Here is a 23,196-nt window from a genome sequence, read left to right as displayed (position 1 = left end):
TTATTCACCCCCGTAAACGGTCTTCAGGAAGACGTCCTCAAGGCTGGGCTCCTCCATCGTCAGCGAAACCACCGCGAGCCCCTTCGAGCACAGATACCGCGAAAGTTCCGCTCTTATGTCGCTTCTTGCAACAACCACGGCGCTGTTTTCGGAGGGACGCTCAATGGAAACAACCCCCGGGAGTTTGAGCTCGGGAATCGGGCCGTCGGTTTCTACCTTTATTACGTAGCCCTCCATCTCCATGAACTTCCTTTTAACTTCATCAAGCTTCCCAACGGCCCTGAGCTTGCCCCTAACTATTATGCCGACCCTGTCGCTGAGTTCCTCAACCTCACTGAGAACGTGACTTGAGAAGAAAACCGTCTTTCCCTCGCGCCGGTATTCCCGGATTATCTCCTTTACGAGAATTGCTCCCTCGGGGTCGAGGCCGCTCGTCGGCTCGTCAAATATCAAGAGCTCGGGGTCGTTTACCAAGGCCTGGGCCAAGAGGAGCCTCTGGCGCATTCCCTTCGAGAAAGTTTTGGCCTTCCTGTGGCGAGCCTCCCAAAGGCCAACGCGCTTGAGGAGCTCGGTGATTCTTCTCTCCATTTCCAGGTGGGGGATTTTGTAAAAGCTGGCGAAGAACTCAAGGTTCTTCCACGCCGTCAGCTCGCCATAAATCGTCGCACTCTCAGGAAGATAGCCGAGCTTTTCTTTGGCCTTGAGGGGTTCAACGGCCATATCATAACCCAAAACCTCAATTCTGCCGGAGTCTGGAACGACTATGCCCAGTATACTCAGTATTGTTGTTGTCTTTCCGGCACCGTTTGGCCCGAGAAACCCAAAGACTTCCCCCTCCTTGACTTCGAACGAGACACCGTCAACGGCCCGAAAGTTACCATAGCTTTTAATTAAGCTGTCCACCATTATGGCTGTGGTTGGCATGGCAACACCTCGGGGTAGGTTCTCCCCAATTCAAAATCGAGACAAGATTTTTAAGAATTTTGTTGGGTCCATCCAAACACACATTGACCGCAGCCGGAAGTTCACAGCAGGGGCACGCTTTTTATATTCTACCTCGAATGAAGGGTGGTGGTCTTATGGAGCTGACGCACGTCGATGAAAAGGGCGTCAAGATGGTTGAGGTCGGCCACAAGGACGTCGTTTTTCGAAAAGCCGTTGCGAAGGGCAGGATTAAGCTCAGGCCCGAGACGATAGAGCTCATTAAGGCGGGAAAGACCAAGAAGGGCAACGTGATAGCGACGGCCCAGATTGCCGGGATTTTAGCGGTTAAGAAGACGCCCGAGTTAATTCCCCTCTGCCACCCGATACCTCTGACCGGCGTTGACATAACCTTCGAGTTCGGAGAAGATTACATCGAGGCCACCTGCGAGGTTCGCGCCTATTACAAGACCGGCGTCGAGATGGAGGCCTTAACCGGCGTGACCGTCGCGTTACTCACGATATGGGACATGGTGAAGGCCGTCGAGAAGGACGAGAATGGCCAGTACCCGGTGACCAGAATCGAGGGAATACACGTTGTGGAGAAGGTTAAACAGAAATGACCAGTAAGGGTTATAAATGACACCTGTAGAGTTGGCCCGGTGAGGAAAATGTACGAGGTCAAAAAGAGCAAGTCAGGCTACGTCTTCGACCTTCCGAGGGAGAGGATAGCCTTCATGTTCCTGAAGGACGGAACCTACATGATGTTTCACGACGAGGAGTTTCTCTGCTACTCAATGAAGCCCATCGAGATTTCGAGGGAGGAACTCGAACGCTTCGAAGAAACCGGGGAGATGCCCGAACTGATAAGGCGCGTAAAGGCCCACGATTTCCCAAACGAGTGCGTCGTCAAGAGACTGCCACCTATAGACGAGGATTTGAAGCCCTTCGACCCGAACAGGAAATGCGTCGTAATCTTCACCGGCTTCCAGGACACGGTTATAGACTACGTTGAGAGGGACGGAATCACCTACGCGGTTGCCAAGCTGGTGGACGAGCCGGAAAAGGTCTGCAGGTTCGTCGGAAAGGGCAACTACAAGATTGCCGCGGTCAGGCTGAAGAGGAACCAGCCCTGCATGAGCAGGGAGGAGTTCAGAAAAGAACTTGAAAAGCTGAAAGAATGAAAGGCTCAGATGTTTCCGATTCGCTGGAGGACCATTCCCTCTATTCTTATCGGCTCTGTCCTTCTCGCGAGAACTATCGCCTGGTCGAGCCTCGCCTCGTGCTCGGCGTGAATCGTGAAGAGCGGGTCTCCTTCTTTGACCTTCTCACCGACCTTGACGTAGAGCTCCAAGCCGGCTCCCTTGTCCTCAGGAGCTCCAGCGGCCCTCGCGATGGCAGTTATCGCCCTGTTGTCTATCGCGGTGACGTAGCCGCTCGTTGGGGCGGTGAAGGTGTAGGTCTTGTCTCCAATCGGAATCTCCTCGGGCTTGATGTTGGGGTCTCCTCCCTGGGCCTCGATGATTTCTTTCATCTTCTCCCATGCCTTCCCGCTTTCAAGGATTTCCCTCGCCATCTTCTTGCCCATTCCAGCCGGAGCAACTCCACCCATCTCGAGCAGGATTCCGGCAAGTCCGGTGGCCTTCTCTATGAGGCTTCCCGGCCCCTTGCCGGTCATCAGAGCCGAGAGGGCTTCCCTGGCTTCGAGCGCCGGACCGACGGTGTGTCCTATCGGCTGGCCACCGTAGGTTATGGCAACCTCAACGTACTGGCCGAGCCTCTTGCCGAGCTCTATGAAGTCCCTCGCGAGGGCCCTCGCCTGCTCGACGGTTTCAACCTTGACGCCCTTTCCGGTTGGAATATCTATGAGGACGTACTGGCTTCCCATGGCGTACTTCTTGGACATTATGCTCGCGAGCATGAGCCCGGTCGGGTCGATGCTGAGGGCGCGCTCGGCCTTGATTGTGATGTCGTCGGCGGGAGCGAGGTTCAAAGCCCCTCCCCAGACGAGGCACGCGCCGACCTTCTCGACTATCCTCTTGATTTCGTCGAGGGAGAAGCTGACGTCGGCAAAAACCTCAACGACGTCGGCCGTTCCTGCGGCGCTGGTTATGGCCCTTGAGCTGGTCTTCGGAATCGTTAGCCCTGCGGCGGCAACAATCGGAACGACGAGTATGTTGGTCTTGTTACCAGGAACGCCGCCGATACTGTGGACGTCCATTATCGGCTTCCTGTCGATGTCGAGCATGTCGCCGGTTTCGGCCATCGCTATCGTTAAAGCCGCAATCTCGTCCATGTCGAGGCCGTTTATCTCGAGTGAAGTCACGAACGCGCTTATCTCGATGTCCCTGAGCTTCCTGTCAACGATGTCCCGTATTATTGCCTCAATCTCGACCTTTCTGAGCTTCGAGCCGTTCATCTTCTTCTTTATGTAGCGGACGCTCTCCGGGGTTCCCGCGGGAATAACCGCGACGGTCTCGCCCTCGGAGAAGCTGTGGAGCTCAAGGACGTCCCTGCTAACTCCAACTTCTCCCCTCTCCACGAGGTTGCTTATGACGACGCTTCCATAGACCGTCTTCTTCCCGGCTTCGAGCTTCACGAGGTCATCCGGGTGGAGCTTGGCCTCCTTGGCGTCCTCCTCGTTTATGAGAACCGAGTACCGGCCGCTGTAGAAGTCGAGAATCCTGACCTTTGCCCTCATTCTTTCACCCCCTGTGAATTTATCTTCTCTGTCAAAGCTTACTTAAATGTTTTCGAGAAGAGCGCGCCAAAAGGTTGTGATGTGAAAAATCCCAATAGTCAGAGACTTGTAGAATCAATCCGAAAGGCTCTCCCCGTACTGAACCTTTGACTGGATAATCGTCTCGAGCTCACCGGTTCTCAGAAGCAGTCTGATGACGTCGTTGGTCACATCCCTGATGGCAGGGGGCAGAACTCCTGAACCGGACAGGTAGTGTTTAATGACCTCCTCAAGGGGGGCGGTGTAGAGCTTTCCATCGAAGACCACAACCTCGTTTTCGGCTATCTCCACGAGTTTGTCTTCATACCCTAACTTGGTCCTCATCGCCCCCCACCTCCAGAATAGGAAGCACAACGGAGGTTTTAAAATTTAACGGCCCAGAAAAGTTTAATAACAGAGGGTAAAAGAAGCTCAGAGGTTCCTGACTTCCTCGTCTATTGACTCTTCGAGGGTCCTCTCCCAGTCGTCAACGTCAAACTGCTCCAGCTCGCCTTCGAGTTCCTCTTTGAGGCTCATGACACGCCTCTTGAGGGCAGTCTTGGTCTCCTCGTCGTAAACGACGTAGTACGGGTTGTTCTTCGCTGAAACGTAGAGGATTGCCAGTATTATGACCAGGATGAAGAGGATTATGACCAGTCCGTAGAGGATGACCTCCGCCATCACTTCTTCCCTCCGAATATGGCTTTGAAGACCCTCTTAATCGGGCTCTCCGGCTCGGGCGGCTGCCACTTGATTCCGGCGAGCTTGGCGGCGAGCTGTTTGATGGCTATGGCAGCAGGACTGGTGGGGTTCTTGATGACGAGCGGGACACCGTAGGCGGAGGCGCGCTTTACCTCCGGGTCCTCAGGAATCATCGCAAGAACCGGAACCTCGAGGATGGCCTCTATTTCCTCCTTGCTGAGTTCGGTCTTCTCGTTGGTGACCCTGTTGAGAACGACGCCGAGCGGAAGGGTTCCAAGCTTCTCGGCGATGAGCTTGGTCTTGAGCGAGTCAGTTATGGCGGAGATTTCCGGGTTGGTAACTATGATGAGCTCCTTACCGATGAGGAGCGCGGTAACAGAGGTCATCTCAAGTCCCGCTGGCGCGTCAATGAGGACGAAGTCCGCCATCTGGCCGATTTCCCTCATAAGTTCCCTGAGCCTCTCTGGCTTGGCCTTCTTGACCTTTTCAAGGCTGAGTCCACCGGGGATTACCTTGACTCCGGCCGGTCCCTCGTAGATTGCGTCCTTAAGGTCAGCCTCCCTCGCGAGAACGTCGTGGAGCGTGATTGGTATGTCCTCCATTCCAAGGACGAGGCTGAGGTTTGCCATGGTCAGGTCAGCGTCGAGGAGAATCACTTCCTTGCCGAACTGGGCTAAAGCAACACCCAGGTTTGCCACGGTTGTAGTTTTACCGGTTCCACCCTTTCCGGATGCAAAAACTATTGAACGCCCTTCCAAAGCCGACACCTCCGGTAAAATCATGATAGGCATGTACTAATTTAAGGCCCATGGTGCACTGCGATTATCGCTTATGGAGAAGTGCTTTTAGCTTTTGCGGTGGAAATAAAAAGAAGTAATCGCCAGAAATGTTCATTCGGCTTTCTCTTCCTTCTCTTCCTTCGTCTTAGCGGTGTATGCCCTCGCGGCATCGCCAACTGCCTGGAACAGCTTCAGCATCTCCATCGGGAGCGGTAGAACTATGACGTTGCTCTTGTCGCTGGCAACGTCGCTTATCGTCTGGAGCGTCCTGAGCTGAAGGGCCATCGGGTGTTCGCTGATAATCTCGGCCGCCTCGCGGAGCTTCTCCGCGGCCTGCCTCTCGGCCTCGGCAAGGAGAATCCTTGCCCTCCTTTCCCTCTCGGCCTCGGCCTGCTTGGCCATTGCCCTCTGCATTCCGCTCGGGAGCTCAACGTCCTTTATCTCAACGGTGGTCACCTTGATGCCCCAAGGGTCGGTTGCCTCGTCGATAATCTTCTGGAGCTGGAGGTTGAGCTTCTCCCTCTCGCTCAGCAGTTCGTCGAGGTGAGCCTGTCCAATGACGCTCCTCAGCGTCGTCTGAGCAATCTGGCTGGTGGCCATTATGTAGTTGCTGACCTGGGTGACTGCCTTAATCGGGTCAACGACGCGGAAGTAGACGACCGCATTGACCCTGACCGGAACGTTGTCCTTGGTTATGGTCTCCTGAACGGGAACGTCGAGAACCCTCGTACGGAGGTCAACTATGACTGCCTTTTCGAAAATCGGGATTATGAAGAACAGTCCGGGTCCTCTGGCACCGACGACCCTACCGAGACGGAATATGACGGCCCTCTCGTATTCCTTGACGATTTTTATGGCACTTGCCAGTATAATCAAAACAAAAAGCAAAACGATTCCCAAAACGATGGTCCCAATCGCCATCAGCTATCACCCCTAACCTTTTCAACTATGAGAGTCAAACCCCGAACCTCAAGAACCCTAACCCGTTCTCCAACTTTAATCGTTGAACCATCCTTTGATACGGCCTTCCAGAGCTCTCCGCGAACTTTGATTACGCCCTCTGGATTGAGGTCTTCGATGACCTTACCAACTTCCCCTATCAATTCTTCCCTGCCAGTCTCGGGCTTTCTGCGATGAGCCCTAACCACCGCCGCCATTCCGAAGAGGAAGAACAACGCCAGCAGGACTCCTGTAACGATTATTGCCACCCTGAGGGTCTCGAAGGTTGAAGCGCTCACGAGGTAAACACCTCCACCACCTTTGCCAAAGAGTATCAGACCGCCGAGGACGAAGCTAACGAGACCAGCAACTGTGAAGAGTCCGAACGTCGGTGTCAGCGCTTCCGCGATGAAGAAAATCATGCCCAGGATTACCAGCACGAGACCGGCTTCGTTGTAGCCAAAGTAGCCCATTCCAATGACGCCGAGAACGAGCAGAATTGCGCCGAGCGTTTCTGGAACGTGCCAGCCGGGCGTCAGGAAGCCGAAGACAAGGCCGAGCATTCCGACCACGAAGAGGAGGTACGACACAGCCGGATTCGCGAGGAACGTGACTATGCGATAGCTAAGCGATGGATTAAGCTCTCTCACTTCAACGTTCGTGAAATTAAGCGTGACGTAGCCTTTCCCAGCAACCGGAACCTTGGTCCGCATGCCGTTAGCCTTCCTGAGCAGGTCGGGGACATCGTTTGCTATGACCTCAATCACATGGGCCTCTAGGGCCTCCTCAGGGGTTAAGCTCAGGTCTTCCAGCACAAACTTCTCCGCGGCGGTGACGTTTCTACCGCTCTCCTCAGCCAGGGAGCGCATGTAGGCGGTGTAGAAATTCCTAATCTTGTCGGGGGCGCGGATTATACTCCCGTTGGAAGCGTAGCCGAGTATCGGCTCGCAGGCTCCTATGCTGGTTGCAGGAGCCATTGCTATCAGATGAGAGCTCATTGCGATGTACGTCCCGGCGGAGGCCGCTATCGCTCCCCTCGGGTAAACGTAGATTATCACGGGAACTGTCGAGTTCTGGATGAGAGAAACGATGCGCATCATCGCGTCGCCCTGGCCGCCTGGCGTGTTGAGCTCTATAATCAGCGCCTCTGCGTTGTTTTCCTCGGCGGTCTTTATGTAGCTCGCGAACTGGTCTGCGGTGTACTGCGTTATCGTGCCCTCTATCTTACCAACGTAGACCACCTTCTTGTCAGCAGATACAAATGGAACCAGCAGCATCGAAACGAAGAGCATTACGAGCAAGGCGCGCTTCATGGCTCTCATCAGAGGAGATACCACTTAAACGTTTAAAACTTTTGCCTGCGGGCGAGAGTTAGGAAAGCCATTTATATGCCCAGCACCAAGGTGAACCATGCTCGCCGAAACCTACAGGAGTTACCGTCTCGCGAAGGGGGATAAGAAAAGGGAACTTGCGAGAAAGCTTGTAATGGAACTCGCAAGGTACTCACACAGAGAGCCCTTCTGGGAAACCGTTCGTGAGCTCGGTCTCAAGCCCGACAGAGTCAAGGAGGTAATGCTCTTCCTCGAGGAGAACGGGGAAATCGAGATAAGGCGCTCCTCCGACGGGAAGAGGCTCTGGGTCCTGACCCTAAGGGATATAAGGCGCAACCCCGTAAGGCTCGACCGATGGTTAGCGTTGAAAAAACAGCAAAGGAAATGATACGCAACGGCACCTGGGCCTTCAGGGACGGCACTTTCTACCAGGCCCTGAGGCTGAGCAACGGGAAGACCGGAGTGGTCGCCTACGACGGGGACTTCCGCTTCCCTGAGGACTGGGGAAGAAGAGAGAGGAGGGAAGCGAGGGAAAAACTAACCTTCATTCTCGGCCTCGACACGGATTTGGATTCATTCTACGCCGAGATAGGCGATTCACCCCTCGCCTTCCTCATCGAGGAGTTCTACGGACTCGTTAGCCCGGCGTCGCCAAGCCCGTATCAGGCCCTCGTCGAGGTGATAGCCCAGCAGCAGGTTAACTACGAGTTTGCCCAGCGGACGATTAGGAACCTCGTCAAACTCGCCGGAGAGCCCGTTGGAGAACTCTACGCCTTTCCCACCGCCGAGCGGATTGCAGGGCTGAGCGAGGAAGAGCTAAAGGAGGCCAGACTCGGCTATAGAGCGGGCTACATAAAGTCCCTCACGGAGCTCTATTTAAAGGGCGAGCTGAATCTCGAACTCTGGGACCGGGACGTTGGAGAGGCCATCAAATACCTCACGAAGTTCAGAGGAATAGGGAAGTGGAGCGCGGAGCTGTTCCTTGCTTACGGCCTTAGGAAGAACGTCTATCCAGCTGGAGACCTCGGCCTGAGGAGGGGAATAGCGAAGATTTTCGACAAAAGGCCGAAGGAGGTCAAGGAGAGGGACGTTAGGGAAATCATTGAACCCTACGGAAGGTGGAAGGGGCTTCTGGCCTTTTACATTCTCTGCTACGACAGGAAGACCGAGATGGAGAGGAGGAAGAGATGAGTGATGTAGTAATTATCCTGCCCCGTGAGAAGTTCAAATCCCTGAAGGGAAGGGACGTTAAGGCCCTAATCGAGGAGAACCTTCCTAAAGTCGAGGAAACCCTCAGGGCCGAGCGGGAGGAGTTCCTTCGGGAGAAAATTGGGAAGCTCGAGGAGAAGCTCCGGGAAATGGAGAACCAGCTCGACGAGCTGAGGGAGTTCTACGAGAAGGCCCTGAGGGACAGGGAGCTAATGATGGCGGAGCGCGATAAGCTGAGAAAGGAAAACGAGAAACTCAGGAGAAGACTGGATGAGAAGGGAAGTTCAGGAAATGTGAACGAATCGTTCACGGAGCGTGAACTAAGATGAAGCTCACAATCAAACCAGACAGGGGCTTCGGGAAGGTTGAGGTCGAGCTCGATAATGCCGAGATTGAGAAGCTCGCGGAGCGATACGGCGTCCCTCCAGAGAGGATTATTGAAATCGCACTCATCGGAGAGTTCAAGGAGTCGAAGGGAGAGCTTGAGCAACTCGAGAAGAAAGCTGAGGAGCTTGAAAAGAGAGTCTGGAAGCTCGAAATGGAGTACGCTCCGCTCCGTTACAAAGCCTACGGCCTTAGCGAGGACAACAAAATCCTCGCAATCGAGCTTTCTGGTTTGATAGCGGAGAACAACCAGCTCAGGCGCTTCTTGAGGCTTCCACTTAACCGAAACATTGAGCTGAGAAAGCTTATATCCTACTACCTTCAAGGTTGAAGCGCGGATGATGACAGCGAATTGCACCGAGCGCTGTGATGACGAGGACTGGCCCTGACGCCGTCCCGGGCCGGCCGTGAAGAATCCAAGACGGGATGAGCGAAGGCGATGATATACCCTATGAGCGCCGAGCCGGTCCGGGGCGCTAAATTGCCCCAACCTTCTCAAGAACGCGCGGTATCTCAACCGGCTCGAGGGCGCTCTCGACGATGTAGCCCTTCTCCACGAGGATTCTCGAAACGAGCTCCTCTCGCGTGAAGCCGTCCAGTGTTCTGTCGCCGTAGAACATCAGCTCCGGGAGCAGGACAAGGCCGAGGTCAACCTCCGGAAGCTTTTCAACGGTTCTGAGAACGTCCCTACCCGTGAGCAGGCCGGCAGTTCCTATGTTCCCGCCGAAGAACTCGTTTTTAACCGCCACAACCGGAATCCTCGGGAAGATTCGCCTCAGCTCTGGATAGGCCAGCTCGCCGGTCAGTATGTAGGTCGGCATCCCGGGCTCGATTTCAAAGGGACCCACATCGAGCCGGAACTCGCCGAGGAGGGCCTTAAAGATGGGCGGAATCACGACCTTTATCCCGGTCTCATTTCCGACATCGAGGGCGGTTTCCTTGACGAAGATTAGCTCGTCCCTCGTTAGGGGCCTAACGTCCCGGTTGTATCTCGTCACCCCAACGGGGAAAAGCCTGACCTCGGCAACGTCCATCGAGGCCAAATCCTCTATTATCTCCCCGATGTCGTCAACGTTGTAGCCCGGCGTTAGGATTATGTCCGCTATGACCCGGAAGGTCCGGGCCACGAAGGGAAGGAGGTCTATAAGTTTACCGGCGAGCGGGCTCCTCATGAGGGCAATCCTCTTTTCCTTCTTCGTCGTGTGGACTGAAATCTGCATCTCGTCGAGGCCGGCGTTCTGGAGGCTCTCAATTCTCTTCTCGTCGAGCCCGACGTTTCCAGCCGTGTCGGTAACTCGAATCCATAGCTCGGGATAGTGCTCGCTCACGTAGGCAATCCTTCTCTCGAGCTCCGGGTCGTTCAGGGTGTCGTGGAAGGAAACGCGGTAAATCATCTCGGGCGGATTCTGCCGGAGGTAGCAGAAGAGGCAGTAGCTCCCGCACGGGCCGGCCCTGCTCGACGGAGGAATGACTACCAAATCGTCCCGCTCATCGACGCCATCGAGCTCGTACTTAGTGATTCTCCTCAGCTTGAAGTCCTCGGTGAACTCGTACATGCTCGAAACTCGGGCTGGGTTTTTAAAAGCTTAAGGTGAACCCGGTACGGTGGTGGCATGATAATCGCGGTAACCGGAACGCCCGGGGTCGGAAAGACGACGGTTTCGAAGCTTTTGGCTCAAAAGCTCGGCTACGAGTACGTCAGCCTGAGGGACTACGCGATGGAAAAGGGCATCGGCGAGATGAAGGGAGATGAGCTCGAGGTCGAGGTGGACGAGCTGGCCTACAACTTCGAGCGGGACTTCAAGGGGAAGAACGTCGTCGTTGACGGGCATCTCAGCCACTTCCTCAACGCAGACCTCGTGGTTGTACTTAGGGCACATCCGAAGCTAATCGGTGAAAGGCTGAAGGAGAGGGGCTATTCGAAGGAGAAAATTGGAGAAAACGTCGAGGCCGAGTTGGTTGATGTCATTCTTGTCGAGGCCCTTGAGGAGAACGAGAACGTCATAGAGGTTGACACGACCAGAAAGACGCCGGAAGAGGTTGTGAACGAGATTTTGGGGCTGATTGAGAAAGGTGTCAGGAGAAGGGTCGGCGTAGTTGACTGGAGCGAGGTCTACGACGAGGTAATTCCCTACCTGCGCCTCTGACGCCTCCTCTTTTTTCTCGGTATGAGCTTAACGGGACTGCCACAGTCAGGGCAGACTCCTCCAGGGGGCATCTCGGAAAAGCGCTTCCCACAGCCAATGCAGACGTAGTTCCAGCGGATTACGCGCTTTATCCCCCGCTTTAGGGTCTTGAAGGGAATCCCAATGGTTTTTGCTATGTTCTGGAGGTTGTAGTCGTCGGTGAGGAGAGTGGCTTTGAGCTCGTACGCCAGGGCGAGAACTTCAACGTCAGCCTCGCTGAGCTCGTTGAGCTCACCCGTCCTTCTTGCGGCTTCCATAACTGCTTCAACGCTCTCCTTTGAGGGAACGAGCACCTTAACCTTTCCCGCGCTTATCAGACCCTCAAGGAAGAGCCTCGACTCTGGGTCCTTGACCTCTTCAACGACCTTCGGCGTCGTGAAGCCCTCGACGTCTATTCCCTGGATGAAGATGGCGGCGTCAATTACCTGCATAGTTCAAACTCTGGGAAAGCCTTTTTTAGATTTCCGTCGAAATGAGGCCGGTGGGAGCATGAGAGTGGATTTGAACTCCGACCTCGGGGAGAGCTTTGGGAGGTACAAGTTGGGTCTCGACGAGGAGGTCATGAACTACATCACGAGCGCCAACGTCGCCACCGGCTGGCACGCCGGCGACCCGCTGGTAATGAGAAAGACAGTCAGGCTCGCAAAGGAGAAGGGGGTTGCAGTCGGCGCGCATCCGGGTTACCCTGATTTGATGGGCTTCGGGAGGAGGTACATAAAGCTCACGCCCGAGGAGGCAAGGAACTACGTCCTCTACCAGATTGGAGCACTCTACGCGTTCACGAGGGCTGAAGGTCTCGAACTCCAGCACGTCAAACCGCACGGGGCACTTTACAACGCCCTCGTTAAAGAGGGGGAGCTTGCAAGAGCCGTGATTGAAGGAATCGCCGACTTCGATAAAAAGCTAATTTTTGTAACGCTCTCAGGCTCGAAACCAGCAGAAATAGCGGAGGAGATGGGCGTTAAGGTTGCCCACGAGGTCTTCGCTGACAGGGCCTACAACCCCGACGGGACCCTCGTCCCGCGCTCGAAGCCTAACGCTGTAATCCACGACAAGGATGAGATAGCGGAGCGCGTTATCTCTATGGTCAAGGACGGTGGGGTTAGAGCAATCAACGGCGAGTGGATTGAGCTTAAGGTGGACACCATCTGCGTCCACGGCGACAACCCGAAGGCCGTTGAGATAGCAAAGCACATCCGGGAGGTCCTTGAGAGGGAAGGGGTTAGAATAGTGCCGATGAAAGCGTTCATCAGGTGAGAGCATGAACTTCAAACCCCTCGGCGACTCGGCGTTGCTCGTCTCCTTCGGAGAGGTCATCGACGAAGAGACAAACGACCGCACTCACGCCCTCGCTGGGGCGATAGAAAAAGCCAACTTCGAGTGGCTCGTCGAAGTCGTTCCGGCCTACTCTTCCCTCGCGGTAATCTACGATGCTAATCATATAGACTTCGAGGGGGTCAAGCAGGCAATCCAGGGGCTTGAGTTCTCGGCCGAGAAGTTCGAAGGGAGGCTCGTTGAGATTCCAGTTCTTTACGGCGGTGAGCACGGCCCGGATTTGGAGTTCGTAGCGGAATACAATGGCCTGACTCCTGAAGAGGTCATTGAAATCCACTCAAAACCTATCTACCGCGTCTACTTCCTCGGCTTCCTGCCCGGCTTTGCCTACCTGGGTGGAATAGACGAGCGCATAGCGACGCCCCGCCTTGAGAAGCCCCGCCTGAAGGTTCCCGCCGGCTCCGTTGGGATAGCGGGGAAGCAGACAGGCATCTATCCCCTCGAAAGCCCCGGGGGCTGGAGGCTCATCGGGAGAACACCACTGAGGCTCTTCAACCCATCGAAGGAACCGCCGACGCTCCTCCAGCCCGGCGACAGGGTAAAGTTCGTACCGATTGATGAAGGAGAGTTCGAAGAGCTCTACAAAGCCGAATGGGGGCGCGAAAATGATTGAACTCCTCAAGGTCCCGTCTTTGCTGACGGTTCAGGACTCCGGCCGGAAAGGATACAGAAAGCTCGGCGTCCCAGTTTCGGGCTACATGGACGACTGCTCCGCGAGGATTGCCAACTACCTCGTCGGAAACCCCGGCGATGCCTCGCTTTTGGAGTTCCTCCTGAGGGGACCAACGCTGAGATTCAACGCTTCAGCGGTTTTCGCCGTTGCCGGCGACGTTGAGGTGAGACTCAACGGCGTTCCCATCGAGCCCTGGACGAGCCACTGGGTGAAGAGGGGAGACGTCCTCAAAGTCGGGACGCTGAGGAGCGGCCTCTACGGCTACATTGCCTTCGCTGGCGGAATAAAGTGCGAGAAGCTCTTGGGCAGTTGCTCGACCTACGCCAAAGCGGGTCTTGGAAGGCCACTAAAGGCCGGCGATAAACTAACCCTCGGCTACGCAATATTGACCGGCAAAGAGGGGCGCAGACTTCCTGAGGGACTGAGGCCGAACTACTCGGCGGAGGAGATAACCGTCGGTGTCGTCCTTGGCCCGGATTTGGAACACTTCACCGAGGAAGGAGTGAGAACGTTCCTGAGCGAGGCCTACACCGTAACGCCGGAATCGGACAGGATGGGCTACCGCCTCGACGGAAAAGAGATAGAGCACTCCGAGAAGGGAGCGGGGATAGTCACTGGCCCGCTCGTCCCCGGAACGGTTCAGGTTCCGGCCAACAGAAAGCCAATCGTGATGATGCGCGACGCTCAAACCACCGGCGGTTACGCGAGGATTGGCGTCGTTGAGAGTGCACATCTGCACCGGCTCGCCCAGCTGAGGCCGGGCTTTAGGGTGCGCTTTAGGGAGACGAGCGTCGAAGAGGCCAGAAACGAGCTCTTGAAGAAGGAGAAGACGCTTGAGGCGATAAGGCTTTTCCTTGCCGGGAGAATGAGGGCATACAGGATAAAAACCGAAAAAGCGGAGACGATAGCATTCGCGGGGGAGTAATCACTCCTTCTTGCGCATTACCTTGGCAATCTTGTAGGTCTTTCCGTCGCACTCGATTTCTCCCGTTATCTCGATGATTTTCACGTGGTCGCCTTCAAAGAGGCCCTCCGGCTTGAAGAGGTCCCTCTTCTTGGGGTCACTGCACTCCTCGAACTTCAGCTGGATTATCGAGCCGACTATAGCTAATCTCGGCTCTATCGCCACCTCAACGCTCGGCTCGACGACTTCAACAACCCTAACCTTGCCCTCGTGCAGTGGACAGGAGTGCGACGGCATGCTCCTCACGCGCAGAATCTTGTACCTCCTGCCCGGTTCAAGGTTTCCGACGCATACCCCTGCCAGCTTGCAGGTTTTGCACGGCTCGGCCGGTCCATAGAATATGAACTCAACACCCGGTTTCGCAAGCTTTTCACCAACTAACGTGATTATGGCCATTCCAAACACCTCCTGAAGTTGTGAGAGATGATAGTCAGATAACTCCGGTGATTTTAGCGGCTTTCTCGGCTGCTTCGCGGGTGAGGCCGTCCTTTCCAAGGATTGTGTAGCGCTCGGGCCTTATCGTGTGGGCGATAGTTAGGGCCTCAATTATAATTTCCGGCTCGATTCCGAGCTCGTATGCTGTAGTTGGTGCGCCGACCCTCTTTAAGGTTTCCCTAACGCGCTCCCACTTCATGCCGTGAAGGTAGGCCATTATAATCGTCCCGAGCCCCGTCTGCTCGCCGTGCAGAGCCGGTTTGTCGAGGAGCATGTCAAGGGCATGGCTGAAGAGGTGCTCCGCACCGCTCGCGGGTCTTGAAGAGCCTGCTATGCTCATGGCAACGCCCGTGGAGATTAGGGCCTTTATAACTTTCCTAACGCTCTCCTCGTTGCCGAGCCGTATTATGTCAGCGTTCCTCATGACCATCTTGGCGCTCATTAGACTGAGCGAGGCCGCATACTCGCTGTAGTACTCTCCCCGAATCCTGTGCGCCAACTGCCAGTCCTTTACGGCCGTCAGGTTGCTTATAGTGTCCCCAACCCCCGCCGCGAGGTAGCGGTAGGGTGCGGTTTTGATGACCTTGACGTCCGCTATGACCGCTATCGGCGGGACGGCCTTGACTGAAGTTTTGGCACCCAAATCCCTTATCGAGGCGTTGGCGCTCGCTATGCCGTCGTGGGAGGCCGTAGTTGGGAAGCTGATGAAGGGAACGCCCGTTTTGAAGGAGGCGAGCTTGGCGACGTCTATTATGCTCCCCCCGCCAACCGCTATGACCCAGTCGGCGCTCTCGTCCTTTATCAGGTCTATCGTCCTCTCAACTTCCTCCATCGTCGCGCCCTTTCTGACGGTGAGCGAAACGACTTCGTACTCGGATTTAAGGCTCTCCTCAACCTCTTTACCCGCTATCTCCTTCGTTCTCGGCCCGTAGAGTATGAGGGCCTTCTCGCCGAGGCCCAGCCGTCTCGCAACGTTCACAACTTCCCCTTTAAGGTCCTCGCCCAGCAAAACCTCGCGGGGAAGCTGCATCAGGTGAAGTCCCTTCATTCTCCCACCCCTAACCTCTCGGAAGGAAAAGCTTTAAGGCTATCGGAACAACCGTCTATGGCGACCTTAAAAAGTCCAGAGACTTCTTGAGTCCCTTTGGAGACCCAGCGTGGCTTGGTTCAAGGGTTCAATTTTGGTCTTCCACATAAGGAAATATTTAAATAATATTTCCTCTCATAAAAGACCATGATTGACAAAGATTTAACCCTCCAGTACCTGGCGGACTTCCAAGAGAAAAAGCTCCCAGAAGCCGTTGAGCGTGAATTGAGAGTTCCCCTAAAGAGCGGGCAAATCATAACCCTAATCGGGCCGCGGCGGAGCGGAAAAACCTTCTACTTCTACCAGCTCATTAAAGAACTCCCGCGCGAGGACGTTCTCTACATAGACTTCGAGCATCCCATCTTCGAGGGATTTGAGTCAAGGGACATCATGGACGTCCTTAAACTCCATCATGAGGCCTTTGGCGAGCCGGCTTACATCTTTCTCGACGAGGTTCAAGCTGTCAAGGGCTGGGAGCGAATGGTCAGGTACCTTCACGACGAAGGGTATTCAGTTTTCGTAACCGGCTCCTCTTCAAAGCTCCTCTCCATGGAGATAGCCTCAAGGCTGAGGGGAAGAACGCTGACCTACACGATGCTCCCCTTCTCGTTTCGGGAGTTCCTGAGGGCGAGGGGATACCGTGTGAGACGACCCCTGAGCTCAAAGCGGGAAGCCGAGCTTAAGGCCCTCCTCAGAGAGTACCTCGAGTGGGGTGGCTTTCCAAGGGTCGTCCTTGAGGATAACGAGACGATTAGGGAGAAGCTCCTCGAAGAGTACCTCGACATGGTTCTCTACAAGGACGTCGTGGAGCGCTACGGCGTTAGAAACCTCCACGTGATGAAGCTCCTCCTCCGCTCGCTGATGCGTTCCTTCGCCAAGGAGTTCAGCGTTCACGCCCTCTATAACGCCCTCAAGTCCCAGGGGATAAAGGTCAGCAAGGGAGTCCTCTACGAGTACCTCAGCTATCTTGAGGATTCAATGAGCGTCTTTCTGGTGAAGAAGTTCAGCTATTCCCTAAAAACCTCGGAGCTTTCGATTCCAAAGGTTTACCCAGTTGACGCCGGCTTTCCACGGCTTTTCTCATTTACACCCGACACGGGCAGGCTCATGGAGCTCGCGGTGTTCCTTGAGCTGAAGAGACGGGAAGTGGAGGTTTACCACTACAAGAACCACAGGGAGGTTGACTTCGTGATAGCCAAGAGAGGCCAGCCAGTCGAGCTGATTCAGGTCACGTACGCGCTGGACTCTGGAGACGTAAGGCCGAGGGAAGTCGAGGCCCTGAAGTCCGCCGGCAGAAAGCTGGGCGTGGAGAGCCTAACGGTGATAACGTGGGACTACAGAGACGAGAAAGATGGAATCCGCTTCGTTCCGCTCTGGTGCTTCCTCACGGAAAAGCTTTAAGGCCATCGGAACAACCGTCTATGGTGGTCGAATGAGCTTTGGGGAGTTTTTTTACCGCTATTTCGTTGAACCTATAAAGTACAATCAAGGTTACAACGTCGTGAACACCCTCGTTTACGCCTTAATCCTCGGCGTCGCCGTTCTGCTCCTGTATAAGATGCTCAAGAGGATGAGGATAAAGGTGGACGAGCGCTTCTTCGTGGCTCTTATGCCCTACATCATCCTCGGCCCGCTGATGAGGAGCATGACCGACATAGGCCTGCTCCCGAGGACCTATTTGACCGTTAGCCCCGGTGGCTACTTCGTTATAGCCGGCTTCGCGATAGCGTCCCTATTCGCCGTCTGGAGGCATCTCGGACCGGACGACAGGCTCTATCCAATCTACCGTGACTTCGGGTGGGTTCTCGTCACGGGCCTGCTCTTCATAATGGTGATTAACTGGGACAGGGTGTCCGTCAGGTGGGACTACTTCAAGTACTTCCTCCCAAGCCTCCTTGTTGCGGAATCCTTCATCTGGCTCCTCTCAAGGAAGTTCGAGCTCGTGGGGAACAACAGGGTACTCTTCTACACACACTTCTACGACGCGACAACGACATTCGTTGGAATCCAGTTCTTCGGCTTCTGGGAACAGCACGTTCTCGCGAGGACGCTGATGAACCTGTTTGGAACGCCAGCCGTCATGTACCTCGAGAAGCTCGTTATAATCACGCTCGTGGTTTACGTTCTCGACAGGCTGATGACCGATGAGGACCCCGAGCTTATAAACTTCGTCAAGCTGACGGTCTTCATCCTCGGATTCGGCCCGGGAACGAGGAACCTGCTCATAACGCTATTGAGGTGATTCGTATGGAGTTCGCCTGGAACGAGATTGCACTCAACATGGCAAAGGATTTGGAGAAAACGATAATGCCCCTCTTCGGCACGAAGAAGGCTGGTGAAAACGTTGGAACGAACGTGAGCGGTGACGTGACGAAATACGTTGACAAGGTCGCGGAAGACCTGATTATAAGGCACCTCAAACCGCTCGGCGTCAACATAGTGAGCGAGGAGGTCGGGGAGATAGACGTCGGGAGCGACTACACAGTTGTTGTTGACCCCCTCGACGGCTCCTACAACTTCTCGATGGGAATCCCGATATTCGCCTTCAGCTTCGCCGTCTTCAAGGGGAGGAAACCCGTTTACGGGGCAATCTACGAGTTCTTCCCGAAGGCCTTCTACGAGGCGATTCCGGGTGAGGGGGCTTACCTTAACGGAAGGCAGATTCACGTCAACGAGCCCGAGCCGGGGAAGGAAGCGATAAGCTTCTACACGCGCGGAAGATGCCTCGGACTCGTGAAGAGGGTTAAACGGGTCCGCGTTCTCGGAGCGATAGCGGTGGAGATGGCTTACACCGCCAAGGGCTCGCTCGACGGGGTCTTTGACATAAGGAACTACGTGAGGCCGACGGACATAGCGGCAGGGGTTATGCTCGTCAGGGAAGCCGGTGGACTGGTGACCGACGAGAAGGGAAAGCCTCTTGAGTTCGAGCTAAAGGCTGAGGTTAACACCAACGTTATCGCCGTCGCGAACGAGAGAATACTCAAAATAATCCTGGAGGAGCTGGAGAATGAGCCTTGAGCGCTACTTCCACCGCTACGGGAAGGCAACCTTCACGCTCTTCCTCATAAACGTCGCCGTCTATGTGGTTGAGGCAATCCTCAGCAGGAACCCGATAAGCATCAGCGGGAACGTCTTAGCGACCCTCGGCCAGTGGAACTACGCTGTTCTGCACCTCGGGGCCTGGTGGCAACCCTTCACGGCGATGTTCGTCCACGTGAACATAATCCACATCTTCTTCAACACCTACTTCCTCCTCGTCATGGGAAGCCAGCTTGAGAGAATACTCGGGCCCAAGCGGGTCGCCATGATTTACATAGTCTCAGGCTTAGCCGGAAACCTCCTGACGCTGTTCCTCATGCCCCCCAACGTCGTCAGTGCGGGCGCGAGCGGGGCGCTCTTCGGTATCGCGGGGGCGTTGATAACAATCACCGGCGTCGTCGGAGGGAACATGCAGGGGGCCCTTATGAACGCCTTCGTGCTGTTCCTAATCAACAGCTTCCTGCCGAGGGTTAACGCCTACGCCCACCTCGGCGGACTTCTCGCCGGAATCCTCATAGGCTACTACTACGGCAAGGTCATAAAGAGGAAGCTAACGTGGGCCTACGCGTACGACTACTATTAGCGAAAGATTTAAAAACGCCCGCCGGAAGGTATAGGTCGAGCGCTCGGGCAGTGCCGGGGTAGCTTAGCCTGGTCAGAGCGCTCGGCTCATAGGGCCACTCCCCCTCGGGGGAGCCTGAGAAACCGAGAGGTCCGGGGTTCAAAGCCCCGCCCCGGCACCACAGAAACTTTTCTGGCGAAAAGTTTCATCAAAGTTGGCGTGCCTCATGAATGGCTTGTTCTTAGGGGGTTTACTTCCAAACCTGCCAGTTTTGAACGTGTTTTCCTCCCGTTAGCGCCCTTCGGGCGCATTACAAGTCAAACACTCTCCCCAAGCGAGCGTGAACGTAAACCCCCAATTGACAGACTGTTTGATAGACATGCGGCTCATCTTCGCCCGTTTTGGGGGTTTGGCACTTTTGGTCAAGCTTTCCTAAAGCTTGCCTGGCGAGTGTTTCACTTAGAAAAGGTGCCCAAAGGGCACGGATAAGAAATTGAAACCATACCAGAGGATTTTGTTGCAGTGTTAAACCCTCTACTGGCTTGCCCCTTGTTAGTGCACGACCGTTTTTCTGCTTCCCGAAGAGAAAGGTGCTTTTCACCGGCCTTCCTTAAAGGATGTGCAAAGCTTCCTCCGGAAAGTTTATCTAAAAAGATGTCAATGTAGACCCTGATGAAGATTGTTAAAGTACCCTCCGATGACAAAGTCGGTGTCATAAACGTCGGCGCACCACCGGAGGTCGAGCTCGACATCGACGTCAAGCCCCGGAAGGGAGAACTCGTCGTCTGGGTAACGAACCCAAACACCTTCAAGGTCGAGACGGACAACGAGATTGAGCTCTACGAGTACGTCGGTTTCTGGCAGAGGCTTGACCCGGGGATAGTGTTTCTAAACCGCAAAATCGTCCTAATCCCCGGTGAAACGATAGAGCAAAAGTTACCGGTGGAGCTCCCGCCAGGAAGATACAAGGTCGTCAAGGTGGCCTATGTGAACGGGGCCAAGGTCAGGGTCGAAAAGGAGTTCACGGTCCGCTGAGCCAGAACCTCTTCAGGTAAAGCCTCATCCTCGCCAGGTCAACGGGCCTCATGGTTTCCACCATCCAGTCTGGAAAGTCCTTCCTGACGTTCCTCCAGAGGACGCGGTAGTCGAGGATTATTATCGAGCCCTTCTCCTCCGCAGAGCGGTGAACCCTTCCGGCTGCCTGAACCAGTTTCCTGTGGGCAGGGAGATAATAACCGTAGTAACGGCCCTTTCCCGGGAACTTCCGCTCGAAGTACCTTATCTGGGCCTGCACGCGCGGAGTTGGCCTCGCGTAGGGAATCCCGACCAGTATAACCCCGTTCATCTCGTCGCCAGAGTAATCCTGTCCCTCGCTGTTCCTCCCGCCCATGACGCCGAGCAGAACCGCCCCGTTGCCCTTCGCATGGGCTTTAAACGAAGCCACCATCGCGTCGTTCTCGGCAGAGCTTACTCCCTGCCTCTCGATGAATACCGCCTTTCCCGTTCCCTCAAGTCTAACCTCGAGGTTGGCCGAGAGGAGGCCCTGGAGAACTTCATAAGAGGCTGTAAAGACGCCAACGTTCTTGGGGATTAGCTTAACGGCCTCGACGATATAATCGACCATCTTCCTGTAAACCTGGAGCGAGCGCTCCTCACCGCGCGTCGAGACGTCTTTGGCGACCAGAACCTGCGCGTTTTCGCGCTTCACCATCCTCGGAAACTTCTTCAGCCTGGCTTTTTCGATGCCCATGACGTCGCGGAAGGCCTCAAGCGGGGTGAGCGTTCCGGAGATGAAGAAGGCACTGTGGACTTCCCTGAGAAAGGTCAACGCCTTCGATGGGTCCAAAGCCACGAGCTCAAGGCTCAGGCCTTTTTCCCTGCTGAGCAGGAAGAGGTAGTCCTCCCTTCCGATGAGCGAGAACCAGAGGAGCAGGAACTCGCCAACGCGACCGATGTAGCTCCTCGGAGGTTTGCCCTTCTCTATCCTGTCCTCCCTTATCGCTTCGCCTATTGAGACCATCTCGTTCAGCGTTTTGACGAGCCAGCGCTCGCTTATCCCGAGGGTTCTCATGAGGTGGACGAAGACCAGCTCGGGCTGAATCGGGGTTTCCTGGATTTCCCTGTCGGCGAGCTTCTCACGGAAGAGCAACTCAAGGCCCCTGCTGAGTATGCTCAGAAAGTTGGCTATCTCGTTCTCCCTGTACTCGTCGGCCTCCTTGATGGCCCTGTTGAGGGTGTGTATGCTCAGCCTGTCGCTCAAAGCCGAGATGGCCTGGTCCGGCAGATTGTGGGCCTCGTCGAAGACGATTATAAGGTCCGAATAATCCACGCCGAGCGAGCTTATCAGGCTCTCCCTTATGCCCGGGCTTATCGCGTAGAGGTAGCTGGCGACGATGACGTCCGCTTTCTCGGCTATCTTCCTCGTCAGGTCGTAGGGGCAGAGCTCGAGCGTCTCCGCGTAGCTCAGGATTTCAGAGGGGTGGGACGGACTCTCGAGGAAGAAGTTGACAAGCTCGCTGAACTCGGCCTTTTTCTTCTTCTCGTTCTCGTAGAAGGGGCACTTTCCAAGCTTCTTCAGGTTCTTGCAGACCACCATGGCTGTGTAGGCGTCGCTCGTGAACTGGGTGAGGTAGTTGTGGAGGCACAGCTCCTTCCTGCTCCTGAGCTCAACCCCAGAAACCCTCGCCTTCCGGTTTATCGCCTTGAGCTCCTCTATAACTCTGTCCATCTGCCTGTGCGTTCGGGCTAAGTAGAGAACCTTGAGGCCGAGCTCTTCAGCTATTGGAAGAACGCCGGCCAGAACGCTCACGGTCTTACCGAAGCCGGTAGGTGCCTCGATTATGGCGTTCTCTCCCCTCTCGGCAGTTTCGCGCACGAGCTCGATAAACTCTGCCTGATTGGGCCTGAGGGTGTCGTAGGGAAAGTACTGGAGGTCTGGTTGCATGGGAAGAGTTTTTAACGGGTCGCTTTTAACCTTTCCCGTGGTGAAGATGGAGGAGCGAGAGAAGAAGCTGGTCGAATACGGCATTGAGGCGGTTATTATAGCGTGGCTCGGCTACCTGTTCCTCTACCAGAACTACCTGCTCCACGAGTGGCATCGCGGTCTCCCACTGCCGAGCAAATGGCCCTTCGCCTTGGGGGGAATAGCAATCGGATTGGCTTTTCTGGTTTACGAGCTGTGGAAGCTTGAGAAGAGGTCACCGACGGAGAACACTGAGGAAGTACTCTCCCCTGAGCTCGAGGCCTGAGAAGTCATCTTCACCGACGCCAAGCAGTGGCTTGTTCACCTCGACTATCGCGCTTCCACCCGAGCTCTCGTGCTCGATGCTTTTCACCACGTCGTTCTCGACGGTTATCCTGAACTCCTCGCCGTTGCCCTTTCCGCGGAGGGAGAACGTCCCGTTCCCGAGGCTGAAGCGGAGGTACCTGAGAAGGTGGGGAAGGTCATCAGATGCCATGTCCTTTATGTAAAACTCCCCCTCCCCAGTCGGAAGGATTTTTCCGACGATTCTCCGGTAGCTTTCCGAGAAACGGCAGACCGCCAGGGCGAAGCCGTTGACAAGGGCTTCCAGCTTTCGACCGAGAAAGCGCTCGACGAGGTCGGCGGAGGCCCTTGACTGGAGGACATCACCGTCAACGGAAGCGGAGAGAATCAGCAGTCCCTTCGGGCCCTTCATCACGTAGGTGGCCGTTGAATCTGCAAATGCCACGTTCATTCGGCCGGAGAACTCAAACTTAAATAATCTCCTCCTGATTCGTATTTGAACGTCGAACGGCTCTTCCCCCGATACCTCTGCCTCGAAGGGCAGGGACTTGAAGAGTTCCCTTGGCTTCGATGTCACCCACCTAACGGCCTCCCAGTCCGCCGAGAAAGGCATCTCTGCCGTCCTTGATTCCATCGCTGGACACCCTTGAGCAGTGCTGAGAAAAT

General features: G+C 55.2%; 29 protein-coding genes and 1 tRNA gene. 17 read left to right on the top strand and 13 right to left on the bottom strand.

What is annotated here, in order from left to right; translation table 11 throughout:
* Positions 1-924, bottom strand: a complete 924-nt coding sequence (locus E3E30_RS00790; protein WP_042690671.1) for an ABC transporter ATP-binding protein — start codon at positions 922-924, stop codon at positions 1-3.
* 137 nt (positions 925-1,061) lie between these two features.
* On the opposite strand from E3E30_RS00790, the gene moaC reads away from it, so the two are divergent.
* Together moaC and E3E30_RS00780 are read left to right on the top strand one after the other, a co-directional pair.
* A complete protein-coding gene (gene moaC, locus E3E30_RS00785) occupies positions 1,062-1,544 on the top strand; it encodes a cyclic pyranopterin monophosphate synthase MoaC (RefSeq protein WP_042690672.1) in 483 nt (160 codons plus the stop codon).
* 48 nt (positions 1,545-1,592) lie between these two features.
* The gene (locus E3E30_RS00780; RefSeq protein ID WP_042690673.1) at positions 1,593-2,105 is read left to right on the top strand and encodes a hypothetical protein; all 513 of its coding nucleotides are present in this window, start codon (positions 1,593-1,595) and stop codon (positions 2,103-2,105) included.
* Positions 2,106-2,110: 5 nt separating this feature from the next.
* Here the strand turns inward: E3E30_RS00780 and E3E30_RS00775 are convergent, their stop codons facing one another.
* From E3E30_RS00775 to E3E30_RS00750, 6 genes are all read right to left on the bottom strand, one after another.
* Positions 2,111-3,622, bottom strand: a complete 1,512-nt coding sequence (locus E3E30_RS00775) for an AMP phosphorylase (RefSeq protein ID WP_042690675.1) — start codon at positions 3,620-3,622, stop codon at positions 2,111-2,113.
* 114 nt (positions 3,623-3,736) lie between these two features.
* On the bottom strand, positions 3,737-3,985 hold the full coding sequence (locus E3E30_RS00770) for a hypothetical protein (protein ID WP_042690676.1): 249 nt from the start codon (positions 3,983-3,985) through the stop codon (positions 3,737-3,739).
* Positions 3,986-4,072: 87 nt separating this feature from the next.
* Complete coding sequence (locus tag E3E30_RS00765) at positions 4,073-4,321, bottom strand: hypothetical protein (protein WP_206205054.1); 249 nt, start codon at positions 4,319-4,321, stop codon at positions 4,073-4,075.
* A complete protein-coding gene (gene minD, locus E3E30_RS00760; RefSeq protein ID WP_099211617.1) occupies positions 4,321-5,100 on the bottom strand; it encodes a cell division ATPase MinD in 780 nt (259 codons plus the stop codon). The genes E3E30_RS00765 and minD overlap by 1 nt, the downstream gene beginning before the upstream one ends.
* Before the next feature lie 132 nt (positions 5,101-5,232).
* A complete protein-coding gene (locus E3E30_RS00755; protein WP_042690681.1) occupies positions 5,233-6,042 on the bottom strand; it encodes a slipin family protein in 810 nt (269 codons plus the stop codon).
* Complete coding sequence (locus tag E3E30_RS00750; RefSeq protein ID WP_042690683.1) at positions 6,042-7,382, bottom strand: NfeD family protein; 1,341 nt, start codon at positions 7,380-7,382, stop codon at positions 6,042-6,044. Before E3E30_RS00750 ends, E3E30_RS00755 begins: the two co-directional genes overlap by 1 nt.
* 88 nt (positions 7,383-7,470) lie before the next feature.
* Here E3E30_RS00750 and E3E30_RS00745 point away from each other — a divergent pair, with 88 nt between their 5' ends.
* From E3E30_RS00745 to E3E30_RS00730, 4 genes are read left to right on the top strand one after another with little or no spacing between them, the layout of a single operon-like run.
* A complete protein-coding gene (locus E3E30_RS00745) occupies positions 7,471-7,779 on the top strand; it encodes a hypothetical protein (protein WP_167728124.1) in 309 nt (102 codons plus the stop codon).
* Complete coding sequence (locus E3E30_RS00740) at positions 7,746-8,582, top strand: DNA-3-methyladenine glycosylase (protein WP_167728123.1); 837 nt, start codon at positions 7,746-7,748, stop codon at positions 8,580-8,582. The genes E3E30_RS00745 and E3E30_RS00740 overlap by 34 nt, the downstream gene beginning before the upstream one ends.
* Positions 8,579-8,929, top strand: coding sequence for a hypothetical protein (locus E3E30_RS00735; RefSeq protein WP_167728122.1), 351 nt, complete (start codon positions 8,579-8,581; stop codon positions 8,927-8,929). Before E3E30_RS00740 ends, E3E30_RS00735 begins: the two co-directional genes overlap by 4 nt.
* Positions 8,926-9,315 (top strand): hypothetical protein, encoded by a 390-nt coding sequence (locus E3E30_RS00730; protein WP_167728121.1) that lies wholly within the window; start codon positions 8,926-8,928, stop codon positions 9,313-9,315. Before E3E30_RS00735 ends, E3E30_RS00730 begins: the two co-directional genes overlap by 4 nt.
* A 145-nt stretch (positions 9,316-9,460) precedes the next feature.
* Here the strand turns inward: E3E30_RS00730 and E3E30_RS00725 are convergent, their stop codons facing one another.
* A complete protein-coding gene (locus E3E30_RS00725; protein ID WP_167728120.1) occupies positions 9,461-10,540 on the bottom strand; it encodes a DUF512 domain-containing protein in 1,080 nt (359 codons plus the stop codon).
* Positions 10,541-10,597: 57 nt separating this feature from the next.
* Between E3E30_RS00725 and E3E30_RS00720 the strand changes: the two genes are divergently transcribed.
* A complete protein-coding gene (locus tag E3E30_RS00720; protein ID WP_167728119.1) occupies positions 10,598-11,131 on the top strand; it encodes an adenylate kinase family protein in 534 nt (177 codons plus the stop codon).
* Here E3E30_RS00720 and E3E30_RS00715 read toward each other — a convergent pair.
* A complete protein-coding gene (locus E3E30_RS00715) occupies positions 11,116-11,601 on the bottom strand; it encodes a type II toxin-antitoxin system VapC family toxin (RefSeq protein ID WP_167728118.1) in 486 nt (161 codons plus the stop codon). The genes E3E30_RS00720 and E3E30_RS00715 overlap by 16 nt on opposite strands.
* Before the next feature lie 58 nt (positions 11,602-11,659).
* On the opposite strand from E3E30_RS00715, the gene E3E30_RS00710 reads away from it, so the two are divergent.
* The 3 genes from E3E30_RS00710 to E3E30_RS00700 are packed head-to-tail and all read left to right on the top strand — an operon-like array spanning position 11,660 to position 14,103.
* Entirely contained in the window at positions 11,660-12,427 is a 768-nt protein-coding gene (locus E3E30_RS00710; RefSeq protein WP_167728117.1) for a 5-oxoprolinase subunit PxpA, read from the top strand.
* A 4-nt stretch (positions 12,428-12,431) separates the two neighbouring features.
* The gene (gene pxpB, locus E3E30_RS00705; protein WP_167728116.1) at positions 12,432-13,118 is read left to right on the top strand and encodes a 5-oxoprolinase subunit PxpB; all 687 of its coding nucleotides are present in this window, start codon (positions 12,432-12,434) and stop codon (positions 13,116-13,118) included.
* Positions 13,111-14,103 carry a biotin-dependent carboxyltransferase family protein gene (locus tag E3E30_RS00700; protein WP_167728115.1) on the top strand — a complete coding sequence of 331 codons (993 nt, stop codon included), beginning with the start codon at positions 13,111-13,113 and terminating at the stop codon, positions 14,101-14,103. The genes pxpB and E3E30_RS00700 overlap by 8 nt, the downstream gene beginning before the upstream one ends.
* Here E3E30_RS00700 and E3E30_RS00695 read toward each other — a convergent pair whose 3' ends face one another.
* Positions 14,104-14,538, bottom strand: coding sequence for a UPF0179 family protein (locus tag E3E30_RS00695; RefSeq protein WP_042690696.1), 435 nt, complete (start codon positions 14,536-14,538; stop codon positions 14,104-14,106).
* A 34-nt stretch (positions 14,539-14,572) separates the two neighbouring features.
* A complete protein-coding gene (locus E3E30_RS00690) occupies positions 14,573-15,625 on the bottom strand; it encodes an NAD(P)-dependent glycerol-1-phosphate dehydrogenase (RefSeq protein WP_167728114.1) in 1,053 nt (350 codons plus the stop codon).
* A gap of 186 nt (positions 15,626-15,811) precedes the next feature.
* Between E3E30_RS00690 and E3E30_RS00685 the strand changes: the two genes are divergently transcribed.
* The 6 genes from E3E30_RS00685 to E3E30_RS00660 all read left to right on the top strand — a co-directional run bounded on the left by E3E30_RS00685 (position 15,812) and on the right by E3E30_RS00660 (position 20,300).
* The gene (locus E3E30_RS00685; protein WP_167728113.1) at positions 15,812-17,065 is read left to right on the top strand and encodes an ATP-binding protein; all 1,254 of its coding nucleotides are present in this window, start codon (positions 15,812-15,814) and stop codon (positions 17,063-17,065) included.
* Positions 17,066-17,096: 31 nt separating this feature from the next.
* Positions 17,097-17,906: a DUF63 family protein gene (locus tag E3E30_RS00680; RefSeq protein WP_167728112.1), complete on the top strand. Its 810-nt coding sequence runs from the start codon at positions 17,097-17,099 to the stop codon at positions 17,904-17,906.
* 5 nt (positions 17,907-17,911) lie between these two features.
* Positions 17,912-18,682 (top strand): bifunctional fructose-bisphosphatase/inositol-phosphate phosphatase, encoded by a 771-nt coding sequence (locus E3E30_RS00675; protein WP_167728111.1) that lies wholly within the window; start codon positions 17,912-17,914, stop codon positions 18,680-18,682.
* Entirely contained in the window at positions 18,672-19,286 is a 615-nt protein-coding gene (locus tag E3E30_RS00670; protein WP_167728110.1) for a rhomboid family intramembrane serine protease, read from the top strand. Before E3E30_RS00675 ends, E3E30_RS00670 begins: the two co-directional genes overlap by 11 nt.
* Before the next feature lie 52 nt (positions 19,287-19,338).
* Positions 19,339-19,446: transfer RNA gene (locus E3E30_RS00665), tRNA-Met, on the top strand.
* A 491-nt stretch (positions 19,447-19,937) separates the two neighbouring features.
* Positions 19,938-20,300, top strand: coding sequence for a hypothetical protein (locus tag E3E30_RS00660; RefSeq protein ID WP_099211814.1), 363 nt, complete (start codon positions 19,938-19,940; stop codon positions 20,298-20,300).
* On the opposite strand, the gene E3E30_RS00655 is transcribed toward E3E30_RS00660, so the two are convergent.
* The gene (locus E3E30_RS00655; protein WP_240922485.1) at positions 20,287-22,209 is read right to left on the bottom strand and encodes a helicase C-terminal domain-containing protein; all 1,923 of its coding nucleotides are present in this window, start codon (positions 22,207-22,209) and stop codon (positions 20,287-20,289) included. The genes E3E30_RS00660 and E3E30_RS00655 overlap by 14 nt on opposite strands.
* A gap of 46 nt (positions 22,210-22,255) precedes the next feature.
* On the opposite strand from E3E30_RS00655, the gene E3E30_RS00650 reads away from it, so the two are divergent.
* Positions 22,256-22,513, top strand: a complete 258-nt coding sequence (locus tag E3E30_RS00650; RefSeq protein WP_051482222.1) for a hypothetical protein — start codon at positions 22,256-22,258, stop codon at positions 22,511-22,513.
* Here the strand turns inward: E3E30_RS00650 and E3E30_RS00645 are convergent.
* On the bottom strand, positions 22,463-23,164 hold the full coding sequence (locus E3E30_RS00645) for a hypothetical protein (protein ID WP_167728108.1): 702 nt from the start codon (positions 23,162-23,164) through the stop codon (positions 22,463-22,465). The two genes, E3E30_RS00650 and E3E30_RS00645, sit on opposite strands and share 51 nt — an antisense overlap.
* Between the last annotated feature and the right edge of the window lie 32 nt (positions 23,165-23,196).

It is taken from the genome of Thermococcus sp. 9N3 (genome assembly GCF_012027685.1).
Taxonomy (GTDB): Archaea; Methanobacteriota_B; Thermococci; order Thermococcales; family Thermococcaceae; genus Thermococcus; species Thermococcus nautili.
The sequence above is the reverse complement of the archived record's forward strand: the minus strand, read 5'-3'. Positions and strand labels throughout refer to the sequence as shown.

Bases quoted from the DNA above. Each gene is read 5' to 3' on its own strand.
- pxpB (WP_167728116.1), top strand. From the start codon at position 12,432: ATGAACTTCAAACCCCTCGGCGACTCGGCGTTGCTCGTCTCCTTCGGA.
- E3E30_RS00655 (WP_240922485.1), bottom strand. From the start codon at position 22,209: ATGCAACCAGACCTCCAGTACTTTCCCTACGACACCCTCAGGCCCAAT.
- E3E30_RS00720 (WP_167728119.1), top strand. From the start codon at position 10,598: ATGATAATCGCGGTAACCGGAACGCCCGGGGTCGGAAAGACGACGGTT.
- E3E30_RS00695 (WP_042690696.1), bottom strand. From the start codon at position 14,538: ATGGCCATAATCACGTTAGTTGGTGAAAAGCTTGCGAAACCGGGTGTT.
- E3E30_RS00790 (WP_042690671.1), bottom strand. From the start codon at position 924: ATGCCAACCACAGCCATAATGGTGGACAGCTTAATTAAAAGCTATGGT.
- E3E30_RS00660 (WP_099211814.1), top strand. From the start codon at position 19,938: ATGAAGATTGTTAAAGTACCCTCCGATGACAAAGTCGGTGTCATAAAC.
- moaC (WP_042690672.1), top strand. From the start codon at position 1,062: ATGAAGGGTGGTGGTCTTATGGAGCTGACGCACGTCGATGAAAAGGGC.
- E3E30_RS00715 (WP_167728118.1), bottom strand. From the start codon at position 11,601: ATGCAGGTAATTGACGCCGCCATCTTCATCCAGGGAATAGACGTCGAG.
- E3E30_RS00710 (WP_167728117.1), top strand. From the start codon at position 11,660: ATGAGAGTGGATTTGAACTCCGACCTCGGGGAGAGCTTTGGGAGGTAC.
- E3E30_RS00725 (WP_167728120.1), bottom strand. From the start codon at position 10,540: ATGTACGAGTTCACCGAGGACTTCAAGCTGAGGAGAATCACTAAGTAC.
- E3E30_RS00650 (WP_051482222.1), top strand. From the start codon at position 22,256: ATGGAGGAGCGAGAGAAGAAGCTGGTCGAATACGGCATTGAGGCGGTT.
- E3E30_RS00750 (WP_042690683.1), bottom strand. From the start codon at position 7,382: ATGAGAGCCATGAAGCGCGCCTTGCTCGTAATGCTCTTCGTTTCGATG.
- E3E30_RS00700 (WP_167728115.1), top strand. From the start codon at position 13,111: ATGATTGAACTCCTCAAGGTCCCGTCTTTGCTGACGGTTCAGGACTCC.
- E3E30_RS00690 (WP_167728114.1), bottom strand. From the start codon at position 15,625: ATGAAGGGACTTCACCTGATGCAGCTTCCCCGCGAGGTTTTGCTGGGC.
- E3E30_RS00755 (WP_042690681.1), bottom strand. From the start codon at position 6,042: ATGGCGATTGGGACCATCGTTTTGGGAATCGTTTTGCTTTTTGTTTTG.
- E3E30_RS00765 (WP_206205054.1), bottom strand. From the start codon at position 4,321: ATGGCGGAGGTCATCCTCTACGGACTGGTCATAATCCTCTTCATCCTG.
- E3E30_RS00675 (WP_167728111.1), top strand. From the start codon at position 17,912: ATGGAGTTCGCCTGGAACGAGATTGCACTCAACATGGCAAAGGATTTG.
- E3E30_RS00745 (WP_167728124.1), top strand. From the start codon at position 7,471: ATGCTCGCCGAAACCTACAGGAGTTACCGTCTCGCGAAGGGGGATAAG.
- E3E30_RS00670 (WP_167728110.1), top strand. From the start codon at position 18,672: ATGAGCCTTGAGCGCTACTTCCACCGCTACGGGAAGGCAACCTTCACG.
- E3E30_RS00680 (WP_167728112.1), top strand. From the start codon at position 17,097: ATGAGCTTTGGGGAGTTTTTTTACCGCTATTTCGTTGAACCTATAAAG.
- E3E30_RS00780 (WP_042690673.1), top strand. From the start codon at position 1,593: ATGTACGAGGTCAAAAAGAGCAAGTCAGGCTACGTCTTCGACCTTCCG.
- E3E30_RS00770 (WP_042690676.1), bottom strand. From the start codon at position 3,985: ATGAGGACCAAGTTAGGGTATGAAGACAAACTCGTGGAGATAGCCGAA.
- E3E30_RS00775 (WP_042690675.1), bottom strand. From the start codon at position 3,622: ATGAGGGCAAAGGTCAGGATTCTCGACTTCTACAGCGGCCGGTACTCG.
- E3E30_RS00735 (WP_167728122.1), top strand. From the start codon at position 8,579: ATGAGTGATGTAGTAATTATCCTGCCCCGTGAGAAGTTCAAATCCCTG.
- E3E30_RS00730 (WP_167728121.1), top strand. From the start codon at position 8,926: ATGAAGCTCACAATCAAACCAGACAGGGGCTTCGGGAAGGTTGAGGTC.
- E3E30_RS00740 (WP_167728123.1), top strand. From the start codon at position 7,746: ATGGTTAGCGTTGAAAAAACAGCAAAGGAAATGATACGCAACGGCACC.
- E3E30_RS00685 (WP_167728113.1), top strand. From the start codon at position 15,812: ATGATTGACAAAGATTTAACCCTCCAGTACCTGGCGGACTTCCAAGAG.
- E3E30_RS00645 (WP_167728108.1), bottom strand. From the start codon at position 23,164: ATGGAATCAAGGACGGCAGAGATGCCTTTCTCGGCGGACTGGGAGGCC.